The organism is Staphylococcus simiae (assembly GCF_002902085.1).
Taxonomy (GTDB): Bacteria; Bacillota; Bacilli; order Staphylococcales; family Staphylococcaceae; genus Staphylococcus; species Staphylococcus simiae.
In genome coordinates, this window is the sequence record NZ_PPQR01000007.1 from 1 (window position 1) to 12,779 (window position 12,779).

A 12,779-nucleotide genomic window follows, 5' to 3' on the forward strand; every position below is an offset into this window, starting at 1 on the left:
TTATGAATATTTTAAAGGGACAACATCATTATGATAATCATGTCGTCGATTATTATTACAAACTAAGAAAGCAGCCTAATGAGAAATCTCATAAGACTGCCGTCATCGCTTGTATAAATCGATTGTTAAAAACGATTCATTATTTAGTAATGAATCAGAAATTGTACGATTATCAAATGTCCCCACATTAGCCAAACGTACAATCAAATATAGTTTAACACCTTATTCAAAAAAATTAAATTGAACGGTTTAATTTAGTAATGCTTATTTTATTTATAAGTACTTGACTAATCGTAGGAAATAGAGAACCGACATTTTAAAAATAAACATAAAAAAAGACAGCTACGCATGATTATCATACGCAACTATCTATAACTAACGGAGGGAGAAGGATTTGAACCAACGCGAGCAATAAAGCTCCTAATCAACCGAAGTTGATCCCCTTAAGCCAGACTTGGGTATCCCTCCACAATTCAACTGTTTCTCATTATACACAGTTTCAAAATAATTGTAAAGTATAAAATATTAATAAATCCATTTTTTTCAAATTTTGTTTACTGACCACTTAATTATATATTACACAAAATAAACACAAATAATTCATATACTATAACTATTATATTGTGTTACTATTTATGTATAAATTTAAGAATGTAGCGCGATACTTATATTATCAAACAAAGGGGTTCACACATGTATTTTACAAAATTAACTGAGCAGGAATACGACAACTTTATTAATCATCACCCAGCTCATTTCACACAATCTATTGAACAATATCGTTATAGAAAACAACATAATAATGATGTCCATCTTGTAGGAGTCAAAGACAATAACGACGTACTGGCTGCTTGCTTATTATCAGAAGCACGTGCTTTAAAGTTTTTCAAATATTTTTATTCTCATAAAGGACCTGTATTAGATTTTAATAATGCACCACTTGTTGATTGCTTTTTCAAAGGATTAACTAAATATTTGAAGAAACAGCGTACACTTTTTGTCTCTGTCGATCCTTATATTTTAGAAAGTATTAGAGATGCTGATGGTCACATCATTGAAAACTTTGATAATACTAACCTTATCAATCAATTAAGTAAGATTGGCTACCAACACCAAGGTTATCCAATAGGGTATCATCAAAAGAGTCAAATACGCTGGCTGTCCGTACTTGATATAAAAGGTAAAAGTAAAGAAACAATCTTAGAAGATATGAGTTATCAAACACGCCGTAATATTAAAAAGACCATAGAAATGGGCGTTCAAACAACTGTACTTGATATTTCAGAAACTGAGCGTTTTTACAAATTATTTAAAATGGCCGAAGAACGTCATAATTTTAAATATCGTGAAAATCCTAATCAATTTTTTATTGAAGCACAACGTATGTATCCAGACAATTCAATGATTAAATTAGCATACATCGATTTAAACAAACATTTAAAGCAATTGAATGATAAATATGAAACTTTAATATCACAACTACAAATTTTAAGTGATAAATTATTAGAAAACCCAAATTCTAAAAAAACTAAAACACAAGTCAATCAATTGAATGACCAACTGACAAGCCAAAATAAAAAAATAACGCAAACACAACAATTAATGACAACTGAAGGACATATTTTAGATTTAGCAGCTGCTTTATATATCTTCAATAAAGATGAAGTCTATTACTTATCAAGTGGTTCCAATCCTAAATTCAACCAATTTATGGGAGCCTATGCTTTACAATGGGATATGATTCAATTTGCTAAAGATCATGACATCCCTCGTTATAATTTCTACGGTGTGACTGGTGATTTTAGTGACAGCGCTGAAGACTTGGGCGTACAACAATTTAAAAAAGGATTTAACGCCCATGTCGAAGAATACATTGGAGATTTTATTAAGCCTATTCGTCCACTATTTTATAAATTATATTTAGCAATGAACAAATAACCATATTTCTTTAATACAGTGACATTAATACAAATAAACAGACACCCAAAAGTTTAGTACATACTAAAGCGAAAGTTAGTACGTTGAATTGCAATATTCAACCTCTAAGTCTCATTCAGTTATACTATCTTTTGGGTGTTTATTATTATTGATGAAGTACTTGCTGTTCAATCACTGTTAAGACGCCTTGCTCATCATTACTAGGCGCAACATGTGCTGCAATATCAAATAATGTTGCATCCTGACTATTTTCCATTACGTAACTATGTTCAGCAAATTCTAACATGTCTTTATCGTTATTCGCATCACCAAAAGCCATTAAATTAGTTGCAGACATATGCCAATTATCTAGCAATCTCTTTAATGCTTGACCTTTCGTCATATTTGGCATAATAATATCCACACTGTCATGACCACTTGACACTAACTTGATGTCACCTTTAAATTGTTGACTAACCTCGTCATCAACGTTTGGGTGTGTTTGACGATTAATATTAAATGCTATTTTGACGTAATCATCTTCAGGTAACGCTTGTAATGATTCAATTTCCTCTAATTGATGATAATAAAATTGTGTATCTTCTTTAAATGCCTTCGATGTATTTTTTAATATATAGGCACTTTTCACTCCACAAATGACTAAATTGTCGATGCCTTGCTCAACATTTAAATAATCGACTACTTGCTGAAATATATCTCTATCAAAGCTTTTATAGTCATATATCTCATTTCCTTTATAAATGACAGCCCCATTCTCAGAAATAAAATACATATCACGGTCACCAAAAATTGATTTTAATTTAGCATATTGATTACCACTTGCTGCAATAAATAATATATCTCTTTCTTGAAGTTCATGGTAAATCTTGTCGAAACGTTTCTGATCGTATTGTTTAGTCGAATCTAAAAATGTGCCATCCATATCTACTGCAATTGCCTTAATCATGACAATGCCTCCTCATGTTAGTCCTTTGTTTATATTATATCGGTAAGATATTCGTTGATGAAGTTACTTAAACCATACTGAAACTATATTCATATTATGAAATTACTTTCATGAGTTAAAAATGATATCCTTTTAGCTTTTCAATCTATCGTTCCGCTCTATATTTATATCTTCAGCTTTCTTACTTACGTTTAAGCCGACTTTTAATAAGTCGACTTAAACGTAGTCAATCGATAAAAATGTTTCTCATCATAAGTGTAAACTGCCTTTTTAATATGAGCCGCACGCGTCAATATGCTCCTATTCGTCACATATTGACGACCAAATGCAGTGCATCATTCATCATTGAACTTTTCACTAAAACAACACATTAAACATCCCCCTTTTTATTATTTTGGTGATTTCCAATTCAAAACCATAAAGAACGCGCGTTGCACGTTCTTAGGTTAAATGTGACTAAAATGAAAGGAGGTTGAATTAATGTATTTTGCAATGATTGAACAGCAACTCAAACAATTTAATGAAACACCACAATCAATTGTTCATCGCTATGAACAACTTCAACAACATGATTGTTCGTTTGAAGAGCATCAACAACTTCAAGCTATTTTCAATGTGATGTATTACTACTTAAAAACTGCAGTCACTTCACAACGAGAACTTAATATGATTGCACGTCATCCTAATGAACTCATTGAATGGTTTGTCTTCCAATGCTATTACAGAGGCTACGGTAAATGATGGACATGCACAACAAGACCCAAATATCATTACGTCTTTCACTTTTTAGCACTAAGCCTAACTAAATCTAGATTCAATACGTTTACTTAAACTACCCCCTGACATTTAATGTCGGGGGGCTTTTTTATAATGTATTAATCATCAAAAAGGAGTCATCACTATGAATTCAGCTTATCGTGCTTTATATATTTATGACCTTTTAATTAACGAAGAAAAAGTCCGTACTACCGATTTAGCACATACTTTCAATGTTCATCAACGAACTATTTTAAGAGATATAGAAACGATTAGAGACTATATTCATGATATCGATTTCGGACTAAATCAATCAATTATCTTTAATCAAAATCATAAATCCTATTCCTTAGTAAAACATCCAACTGAAGATAATAGTCGCACTTTAATTCATGTTTGTTTTGAAATGACTAAAGACCTTCATCAACAGTTAAATCAAATTTATCCAAGCCAAATTATTGAATCCAATCACAACAAAGTAACAGTTGAAATGACATTGTCTGCTCCAACAGCAGTTAATTTATGTTTTGATTATCGTCGAGATTTAAGATTAATATCACCAGATTGGCTGTTAGCACAGCTTTCAACAGACATCATTCGTTTACTTATGATTTATTTTAATCAACAACTTTAACTATAAATATCAAAGGAGAGTTTCATATGAAAAAATTATTATTTATATTATTTGGTTGTACAGTAATATTAGCAGGATGTGGGTCAGGCTCACCTCTTGCTAAACCTAACAAAGAAGAAACGTTAACAGATATTATCTTTGGTAAAGAGAAGCATGTCATTTTTCAAGGAGAAAAAGCAAATGACGATCATCAGCAATATGTGGAACGTATTTCTATCGTTCATGACGGTAAAGCGAAAGTATATAATATAGATAAAAGTGATAAAGAATTGTTATTATCTGATGCTGGTAATATGTCAATTAAAGAATTAGAAAAATTCGGAGAACAAGCGAATAAAGATGCAGGTTATCCACCAGCGTATTATACACAAGCAAAAGTCACATTGCTTACAGATGACGAACAAAGTGTGTCATATGATTTACGTGGATACGATGATTTTGAATCGGTAGATGGTCGTTATAGAGATTATTATGGTAAAACAAGACAAGAATTAGAACCAAAAATGGAACGTCTCGTTGGTGAACCAAAGTTATCTAAAGAAAACGGTGAGAAAGTCTATTACTTTAAAGGTATTGCTGATATGCAAGCGCATGATTTATTTGAACGTACTTTAAAAAACCAAGAAGTGGATCGTCCAATGATATCAACAATGTATCGTGGTTCGATGAATGATACATTGATGACAACAAAAAAAGATCAAGTGATTAAAGGACAACAACACTCCATGGATAATGATATGGAACGTGATACAAACTTTATTGGTGTACGTGTGGATAAAAACACAACGATTACCAAAGAATCTATTGATAGTGGTAAATATACCCATAATAAATTTGTAGACTATGTTGAATATAATTAAAATTGTATAGATAGTGACAGGGCATCCTAACTTAGGGTGCCTTTTTTAATACTATTAAAGTAGAAAGTATATATTTGAAGTCATCATTATGTCATCTTCGTGCATTCCAAATGTCCCTTCTTCACTCAAACACAAATATAACGAAAAACTTAAACATTAATATATTTAAATAAAATCAAATATTTTTATTAAAAAATAAAAATTGGTAGACGTATATTGTCTTTTTTCAAAAGTCGTATTGTAACATAATAAAATCTTATTTATATTTGATGTATCAAAAGTTTGGAGGTTTTATAATTATGAAAAAGATAAGTTTATTGACAACAACAACACTAGCAGGTGCTTTATTATTTACAGGTATAGAAGCAGGACATCAAGCTAAAGCTGATACCATTGACACAATTAAAATTGCCAATCAGCAAGAATGGCAATATCAACATGATAAACTACTACAAGGACGTTTATCAGGTCAAAGTTCAGAAGGTGGAGGCGTAGGTGCAGTGAACAGCTATGACAATTCTTACCAAGAATATTACGATCATGCGCTAAAATCTGCTAAAGAACAAGGATTAAACGTTGAAGTTCGCTCTTTAGATGAATCGAAAGAGCAATTTAAAGATGATCCAAATGCTAATTTTGGGGAGACTGACGATCAACAAACCATGAATCAACAAACAAACAAGCAACAAGTTCAAAATAATACGCCATCATCATCAACTGTTCATAAAGCAGAAGCTCAAAGTAACATCCAACAAACAGATGATACTAAAGTAATGAAGGCTTTACCTGAAACAGGTGACACTTCAAGTAGTAATTCATTAATCGCAGTATTAGCTTCAACATTAATGGCTATTGGTTCAGTACTAACATTTAAACGTTTGTCAAAAAACAAATAAATGATACAAATCATATTAACCTAAAATCAAAATATAATCCTTACATTTTTATCATTACTTAAGTATTTACACTAACAAAGCCACCTAAGTTGAGATTTAATAATCCAAACTTAAGTGGCTTCATTGTTAAATTTCTTCGCAATAAACTAGCGTCATGTCATAGTGTTCTGTTTACTGTTATCACGTTGCTATTTATTTTATTTCTTTAGCGACAAATATTTTACGTGTTTCCCAAACACCCGTTTTCTCATTGTAATTATCACATGTAATTAATGTTAGTTGATTTTTCTCACCTTTATGTTCATCCAATACTTTAACATCTGTTGGATCAACATCTCTAATACTTGTCATTTTATATTTACGCGTTTCATTGCCAACTTTAAAGTAAACTTTACTACCTTTTTTAGCTGCTTTTAAATTGGTAAATTGATAGTGTGGACGATCAAGGAATGTATGTCCTGCAATGGAAATATTTTGATCACTAAGTGACTCGTCTCCCTCTGCAAAGCTTACCCCACGATTTAATTGTTCAGGTGTTGCTGGTCCAGGATAAACTGGTTCTTTAATTTCTGCATCAGGTACTTCAATATAACCTGCAATTTGTGATTTATCTTTTGGAATCTGTGGTTGCTCTTTTTTATTTTGTTCTTGTGACACCTTTTTATCATAGTTCTCGATTTTCTTGTCATTATCTTTATCATGTAAGTAATTATCAATATGTGGCTTAGCAAATAAATATACTGCTATCAAGATAAGAACAACGCCAACAATTGTAATTAAGCGATTTGTCCATTTTTTCATTGTATGGATACTCCTTTTATATCTGTCGCTGTGAATTTATATTTTTTAATCAGTATAGCACTAAATATGCAATTTATCATAATATTAATCTTCCTATTACATATTTTATTACACACAATCTAACCATCTTTTTCACCTTGCATTGCACATTTAATTATTTAGTAGTATAACTAGTTTAATTACATTAATAACAGGAGGTATCACCATGATTCGCCAAGCCAATAAAGATGACTTACCATACATATTAACTATATATAATGACGCTATTATTAATACAACAGCTGTTTACACTTATGACGCACAAACACTTGAGGAACGTCAAACCTGGTTTAACAATAAAACACAGGCTAAAGAGCCTGTATTCGTTTACCTACACAATAATCAAGTTGTCGGATTTGCAACTTATGGTCCTTTTAGAAATTGGCCAGCATATCAATATACAGTTGAACATTCTATTTATGTTGATCCCACAGCTAAAGGTCAAGGTATTGCTTCCAAACTATTACAACACTTGATTCAATATGCTACCAATGCAGGTTATCGCATGATGATTGCGGGTATTGATGCATCAAATGAAGCAAGCATTAACTTGCATCATAAGTTCAACTTTGACTATGCAGGTACTTTATCACATGTTGGTTATAAATTTGATCGCTGGTTAGACTTAGCATTTTATCAATTAGATTTAGCCAAATAACATCACGTTATCATACTTTAACAATCGTTATGATAGATATTTATATATTAGCGATGTTGCTACTCTTTATTGTCAATAACAAAACGAACATAATAGTACATAAAGACAATAATCATACTTAAAGATAATGATTTAAATAATAGATTGACCCATGTCCCCTCAGTTGTGCACCAATAAGTAATCGTTGTGTTAATGATGAATGCTATAAAAATGATAGATAATTTTAGCATTTCATCAGCCCCTTTTAAATTATTTTAATTTTATAAGGGTAAATTTGCAATCGATAATTAATTTTATATGTTATTTTCACATATTTTTATGTCTTTATACAATAATGCTCTAAATTTTTAGTTATACACATCATTATTCGATGCTATAAAGGTAGGTTCTTTCTCAAATTGGACTGATACATCATTCTTCACTTTTTATTTATCAGTCCTAAAGATGGTCAATCTAAAATACGGGATTGTCACTGTTTTATGTTATGTGACAATCCCGTATTTTACTACTATATCAATCATATAGCTTAATTATTTTTAACGAATTCTTCAGCATCACCAAAAATTTTACGTTTAATCGCTTCACCTGTTGGTGTACCGGCTAATCCACCAAGACCTGTTTCACGTAATGAAGCTGGTAAGTTTCTACCAACTCTATCCATAGCGCCAATCACTTCATCGACTGGTATTCTACTTTCAATACCTGCCAGTGCTAAGTCAGCTGATATTAATGCATTTCCTGAACCAATCGCATTTCTCATCACGCAAGGTATTTCAACTAAGCCTGCTACAGGGTCACAAACTAGTCCTAACAAGTTACTGATTGCAAGTGCCATTGCATGTCCAGATGCTTCTGGAGCACCTCCAAAAATTGATACAGCTGCCGCTGCTGCCATAGCTGATGCTGAACCAACTTCTGCTTGGCAACCACCTGTAGCACCAGCGACACTCGCATTATTAGCTACAACTCTACCAAATAATGATGCTGTAAATAAGAAATCAATCATTTGATCTTCTGTTAAGTTGTGTGTTTTTTCTAATTTGAATAATGCACCAGGTATTGTTCCTGATGATCCTGCTGTTGGTGTTGCACATATAATTCCCATAGCTGCATTGACTTCGTTAGTCGCTACAGCACCTTTTACTGCCTCTATCATTTCATAACCAGATAAAGCATGATGCGTTTCATTATAGTCGCGTAATTTAGCTGCATCGTGACCAGTATATCCTGTAACACTTTCAACACCATCACCTGTTGTCCCTTTTTCAACAGCATCACGCATAACTTCTAAGTTTTGTTGCATTTGCTCACGTACTTCTTCACGCGATCTACCACTCAAATCCATCTCTTCTTGGATCATCATATCCGCAAATGAAATGTTATGCTCTACAGAGTAATCTATTGTTTCTCTGATTGAATCAAACATCTTTTTTCCCCCTTTAATTTATATAGGAAACGGTTAAGTTACTGTATTTATCTTGTAATTGATCTAATGTTGATTCTGAGATTGCTTTATTTAAAGGTAATACAACTAAACTGTTATCTTCATTTGTTTTAACTAATTCTTCTCTATAATCAATTTTAAGATCATTAATATGATTAATTAAGTGATTTGTTTGTGATTTAGTGATGGCACCATCAAACACTAAAATAGGTAACCCATGATTTAAATCGACACTTAAACCATTGATATGGATGCCTTTAATTTTGATTGTACCGCCACCAATAGAAATACCAATGACTTCAATATATCGTCCATCTTCACGCGTTGACTTTAGATAAGCACAGTTTGGATGTTGACCAATACTGTCTCCATCTTCTTCAATAATATCTATTGCGATATGCTCATCTGCCGCAATGTCTAGTGCTGATTTAATTCGGTTATCAAATGTTGAATAACCCATAGCACCCCCTACAATTGCCACATCTGTACCATGTCCTTGATGTGTTTTAGCAAATGACTCATAATAATGTATTTCTAATTTTTTTGGTATATCACCTAATATTTCACGTGCAGCATTACCTATCTTAACGGCACCTGCTGTATGTGAACTTGAAGGTCCCATCATAACAGGACCGATAATATCAAACGCACTTTGGTAATCATAGCTTTTAGCCAAAATTAAACACTCCCTTTAACGTGATTCTTTTTACTTGGTGTCTTAACGTTGATATTCATCAAGTTAAATTTATTTATCATTGTACCAATCATATATGCTAATAAAATACTAACAATTATGACGATAATTATTGTAATAACTGATCTTACTGCATCGTTAAATCCGAACAACACAATGGCACCTGCTATAGGTGTTGCCATACCTTTGACGCCTATCACTAAACCACTGAAAGTGACGATACACGCATTTACTACACCTACAATAGCGTTTGTACCATAAAGTTGTAATGGATAACGCGCAATTAAATCAATTTGAGTTAATGGTTCAATTCCAACAGCAAATGCTTTGGAAGGTCCTCCTATGTGTAACTTACGGAATAAGACAAAATTTACGAATGAACTACCCGTACACGTTAAGGCACCTATTGCCATTGGAACACCTGTAAGTCCAAGTAAACTTGTCAGTACCATTGAACTTAATGGTGTCATTCCCGTTACTGGTATAACGAGTCCTAATATAACTGCCAATGCATATGGATTGTTGTCACCAACTGCTGTAACAGCACTACCAATTTGTTTCAACGTTGCCATCACACCAGGTGTAATAACTGAAGCAAGTAAGAAGGCAATTGCAGGTGCAAATAAAATAACTACAATTAAGTCCAACCCTTCTGGTACTTTCTTTTCAATCCATTTAATCGCAAAAGCAACTGCGTATGCTGCAATGAATGCTGGTAATAATTTAAAATCATGTAATACTAGTCCAACGATGACAGCAAATACAGGTGCCACACCTAAATTGAGACAAGTCAAAATACCTACAGCAATACCACTTAAACTACCTGCTAAATCTCCAATATCTTGCAGGAATTTAATATCAAATACGCCACCTATAGCGTAACTAAGAAATGCTTGTGGTAAAAATGTTGCACAAGCTGCACCAGATAATGCTTGAAGTCCTTGCTTGCCGTACGGTGCGTACTTTAAGAATAATGTCATGATGACCAATACCATGACTAAGGTTCCAACACCTAACAGAATATCCATTTCCCAAAAACCTCTTTCCATCTATTAATTTTCTTCTAGTCCATAAATATCGTACACTCTAAAGAAAACGTTTTCAACATTTAAATGTTATCAAATCAATTAATAGTGATAATTGTTTCATTTTTGTGAAAGATTCCAAAAAATCTTTATTTGGTTTTGCACTTAAATTGTTAAATATTTATATAAATAACCTTTTACTCTAAAATACAAATTATTTATTTTCTGTGATTAATCTTACGAATAAATGTATTGTGCTACTTTTTAACCGATTGATTTATGAACAAAAACCAATCATATTTTAAACGACTTATCTATTTTAACGCGTGCAACTTATTTTTGTAACAATTTAGCCATATTTAAAAATAACTTATTACACTGATATTTGCAATTTTTTCTTATTTTGCAAGATTTGATATGACTGTTATAAGATTTACACTTTGTAATGCTATCTTTACACTCAATTAACAACTGGTCGTTATACTAAAAGGAATTCATATTACACATGATTTGGAGGCGTTACTTATGCATATGCACCACTCATCTAAAATTGCAATTGGCATATATTTAGCAACCATTGTCATTATCTTTTCTGTCTATTTATCAATTATTCTGATTACAAGTATGTCTGGTCATGACGTTTCTCAAATCATCTTAGATAGTAAACAACAACACCATACATCTAGTCATCAAAATCATTTAAGCTTGCCTACAATTTCTTTTGACTAATTACTTTTGATGCCATGCTATTTTCAGTTGTTATTTCATCATCCATCTTCTAGACATCGTCCAATCTACTAAGGCCTGTTTTTATCTATGCATTTTTAAAATTTGTGCAAAATGACTGACTTTCTCTCTATAAATCATCTTTTTTTGTATTTCTTTTCCTAACTAAAATAGATATGATATTACTAAAATGATTATTAATGTCTTATATGCACTAGCAATAATAAATATCATTAATAGATTTGAGGTGATATCTATGTATAATCAATCATCATTACGTCTAAAAGGAATCATTCTAGCCATTATTGGTGCTTGTTTGTGGGGATTAGGGGGCACTGTATCTGACTATTTATTTAAATATCAACATATCAATATAGATTGGTATGTCACTGCAAGGTTAATGGTCAGTGGTGTGTTTTTATTGGCTATTGCTAAAATGTTAAATCCTAAGCGATCAATATTCGTTGTTTTTCAACAACCTCGCATGTTATTTAAATTACTAATCTATAGTTTGTTTGGGATGTTAATTGTACAATATGCCTATATGGCATCTATCAATACTGGTAATGCAGCAATTGCTACTCTACTACAATATATTGCTCCTGTTTATATCATTATTTGGTTTGTCTTGAGAGGCCATGCTAAATTAACGACATTTGATATATTAGCTGTCATTATGACTTTAGTTGGTACATTTTTATTACTAACCAATGGCTCACTATCTAATCTTGTCGTTAATCCTGCAAGTTTATTTTGGGGTATATTAGCTGGAGTGGCTTTAGCATTTTATACCATTTATCCAGCAGAATTGTTGAGTCGTTTTGGTTCTATTTTAATTGTTGGTTGGGCGATGCTTATTTCCGGGGTTATGATGAATTTAAGACATCCAATCTGGCAAGTTAATGTAGCGCATTGGAACATTACCACGATACTATTTCTATTATTTGGTATCTTAGGTGGAACAGCACTTGCTTTTTATTTGTTTATTGATAGCTTACAATATCTTTCTGCCAAAGAGACAACCTTGTTCGGCACAATAGAACCTGTCGTTGCAATTATTGCTAGTAGCGTCTGGCTACATATTGCTTTTAAGCCATTTCAAGTTATTGGCATTGTTTTAATTATGGTTCTTATTTTATTACTTTCTTTAAAAAGACAACCGAAACAGGATAGTGATTAACTATTAGGGGGGAAGAATGCTAACCAACCGTCTTCAAAGCATTTTTAATATCACTATTTTCTACTGCCGCAAACTAAATAAAACGGCTCTATAATAAATTCGGTTGATAAGATAATTTGAAAGTTATCTTACCAACCGAATTTTTTTGAAAAAAAGGGCACAATGCCCTATCATTTAAGTCA

Annotated in this window: 14 protein-coding genes, 1 tRNA gene and 1 pseudogene; 9 read left to right on the forward strand and 7 right to left on the reverse strand. The window is 32.1% G+C overall.

Annotation, left to right across the window (positions count from 1 at the left end; all coding sequences use genetic code 11):
• A pseudogene (locus tag CD113_RS00935) lies at nt 1–191 on the forward strand (IS110 family transposase); the annotation flags it as partial.
• Nucleotides 192–379: 188 nt separating this feature from the next.
• On the opposite strand, the gene CD113_RS00940 reads toward CD113_RS00935, so the two are convergent.
• Nucleotides 380–468: transfer RNA gene (locus CD113_RS00940), tRNA-OTHER, on the reverse strand.
• Between the two features lie 225 nt (nt 469–693).
• Between CD113_RS00940 and CD113_RS00945 the strand changes: the two genes are divergently transcribed.
• Nucleotides 694–1,938: an aminoacyltransferase gene (locus CD113_RS00945; RefSeq protein WP_002463413.1), complete on the forward strand. Its 1,245-nt coding sequence runs from the start codon at nt 694–696 to the stop codon at nt 1,936–1,938.
• 145 nt (nt 1,939–2,083) lie between these two features.
• Here CD113_RS00945 and CD113_RS00950 read toward each other — a convergent pair whose 3' ends face one another.
• Nucleotides 2,084–2,884, reverse strand: a complete 801-nt coding sequence (locus CD113_RS00950) for a Cof-type HAD-IIB family hydrolase (RefSeq protein ID WP_002463415.1) — start codon at nt 2,882–2,884, stop codon at nt 2,084–2,086.
• Between the two features lie 480 nt (nt 2,885–3,364).
• Between CD113_RS00950 and CD113_RS00955 the strand changes: the two genes are divergently transcribed.
• From CD113_RS00955 to CD113_RS00970, 4 genes are all read left to right on the forward strand, one after another.
• On the forward strand, nt 3,365–3,625 hold the full coding sequence (locus CD113_RS00955; protein WP_002463416.1) for a hypothetical protein: 261 nt from the start codon (nt 3,365–3,367) through the stop codon (nt 3,623–3,625).
• Nucleotides 3,626–3,785: 160 nt separating this feature from the next.
• Nucleotides 3,786–4,274, forward strand: coding sequence for an HTH domain-containing protein (locus CD113_RS00960; RefSeq protein WP_002463418.1), 489 nt, complete (start codon nt 3,786–3,788; stop codon nt 4,272–4,274).
• 26 nt (nt 4,275–4,300) lie between these two features.
• Nucleotides 4,301–5,134, forward strand: a complete 834-nt coding sequence (locus CD113_RS00965; protein ID WP_002463420.1) for a hypothetical protein — start codon at nt 4,301–4,303, stop codon at nt 5,132–5,134.
• 299 nt (nt 5,135–5,433) lie between these two features.
• Nucleotides 5,434–6,030, forward strand: coding sequence for an LPXTG cell wall anchor domain-containing protein (locus CD113_RS00970; protein WP_002463422.1), 597 nt, complete (start codon nt 5,434–5,436; stop codon nt 6,028–6,030).
• A 192-nt stretch (nt 6,031–6,222) separates the two neighbouring features.
• Here the strand turns inward: CD113_RS00970 and srtA are convergent, their stop codons facing one another.
• Complete coding sequence (gene srtA, locus CD113_RS00975) at nt 6,223–6,831, reverse strand: class A sortase SrtA (protein WP_002463424.1); 609 nt, start codon at nt 6,829–6,831, stop codon at nt 6,223–6,225.
• Between the two features lie 205 nt (nt 6,832–7,036).
• Here srtA and CD113_RS00980 point away from each other — a divergent pair, with 205 nt between their 5' ends.
• Nucleotides 7,037–7,528 (forward strand): GNAT family N-acetyltransferase, encoded by a 492-nt coding sequence (locus CD113_RS00980; protein WP_002463426.1) that lies wholly within the window; start codon nt 7,037–7,039, stop codon nt 7,526–7,528.
• A 59-nt stretch (nt 7,529–7,587) separates the two neighbouring features.
• Here the strand turns inward: CD113_RS00980 and CD113_RS00985 are convergent, their stop codons facing one another.
• From CD113_RS00985 to CD113_RS01000, 4 genes are all read right to left on the reverse strand, one after another.
• On the reverse strand, nt 7,588–7,758 hold the full coding sequence (locus tag CD113_RS00985; RefSeq protein ID WP_002463428.1) for a hypothetical protein: 171 nt from the start codon (nt 7,756–7,758) through the stop codon (nt 7,588–7,590).
• Between the two features lie 296 nt (nt 7,759–8,054).
• Entirely contained in the window at nt 8,055–8,954 is a 900-nt protein-coding gene (gene sdaAA, locus CD113_RS00990; RefSeq protein ID WP_002463431.1) for an L-serine ammonia-lyase, iron-sulfur-dependent, subunit alpha, read from the reverse strand.
• A 13-nt stretch (nt 8,955–8,967) separates the two neighbouring features.
• Nucleotides 8,968–9,648 (reverse strand): L-serine ammonia-lyase, iron-sulfur-dependent subunit beta, encoded by a 681-nt coding sequence (sdaAB, locus tag CD113_RS00995; RefSeq protein ID WP_002463433.1) that lies wholly within the window; start codon nt 9,646–9,648, stop codon nt 8,968–8,970.
• Nucleotides 9,649–9,650: 2 nt separating this feature from the next.
• On the reverse strand, nt 9,651–10,694 hold the full coding sequence (locus tag CD113_RS01000; protein WP_040801830.1) for a PTS fructose transporter subunit IIC: 1,044 nt from the start codon (nt 10,692–10,694) through the stop codon (nt 9,651–9,653).
• A 522-nt stretch (nt 10,695–11,216) separates the two neighbouring features.
• Between CD113_RS01000 and CD113_RS01005 the strand changes: the two genes are divergently transcribed.
• Complete coding sequence (locus CD113_RS01005; RefSeq protein ID WP_002463437.1) at nt 11,217–11,420, forward strand: hypothetical protein; 204 nt, start codon at nt 11,217–11,219, stop codon at nt 11,418–11,420.
• A gap of 253 nt (nt 11,421–11,673) precedes the next feature.
• Nucleotides 11,674–12,597, forward strand: coding sequence for an EamA family transporter (locus tag CD113_RS01010; RefSeq protein ID WP_002463439.1), 924 nt, complete (start codon nt 11,674–11,676; stop codon nt 12,595–12,597).
• Nucleotides 12,598–12,779 lie beyond the last annotated feature (182 nt).

Bases quoted from the DNA above. Each gene is read 5' to 3' on its own strand.
- CD113_RS00965 (WP_002463420.1), top strand. From the start codon at position 4,301: ATGAAAAAATTATTATTTATATTATTTGGTTGTACAGTAATATTAGCA.
- CD113_RS01010 (WP_002463439.1), top strand. From the start codon at position 11,674: ATGTATAATCAATCATCATTACGTCTAAAAGGAATCATTCTAGCCATT.
- CD113_RS00950 (WP_002463415.1), bottom strand. From the start codon at position 2,884: ATGATTAAGGCAATTGCAGTAGATATGGATGGCACATTTTTAGATTCG.
- CD113_RS00960 (WP_002463418.1), top strand. From the start codon at position 3,786: ATGAATTCAGCTTATCGTGCTTTATATATTTATGACCTTTTAATTAAC.
- CD113_RS00955 (WP_002463416.1), top strand. From the start codon at position 3,365: ATGTATTTTGCAATGATTGAACAGCAACTCAAACAATTTAATGAAACA.
- CD113_RS01000 (WP_040801830.1), bottom strand. From the start codon at position 10,694: ATGGATATTCTGTTAGGTGTTGGAACCTTAGTCATGGTATTGGTCATC.
- CD113_RS00945 (WP_002463413.1), top strand. From the start codon at position 694: ATGTATTTTACAAAATTAACTGAGCAGGAATACGACAACTTTATTAAT.
- CD113_RS00980 (WP_002463426.1), top strand. From the start codon at position 7,037: ATGATTCGCCAAGCCAATAAAGATGACTTACCATACATATTAACTATA.
- sdaAA (WP_002463431.1), bottom strand. From the start codon at position 8,954: ATGTTTGATTCAATCAGAGAAACAATAGATTACTCTGTAGAGCATAAC.
- CD113_RS01005 (WP_002463437.1), top strand. From the start codon at position 11,217: ATGCATATGCACCACTCATCTAAAATTGCAATTGGCATATATTTAGCA.
- CD113_RS00985 (WP_002463428.1), bottom strand. From the start codon at position 7,758: ATGCTAAAATTATCTATCATTTTTATAGCATTCATCATTAACACAACG.
- CD113_RS00970 (WP_002463422.1), top strand. From the start codon at position 5,434: ATGAAAAAGATAAGTTTATTGACAACAACAACACTAGCAGGTGCTTTA.
- srtA (WP_002463424.1), bottom strand. From the start codon at position 6,831: ATGAAAAAATGGACAAATCGCTTAATTACAATTGTTGGCGTTGTTCTT.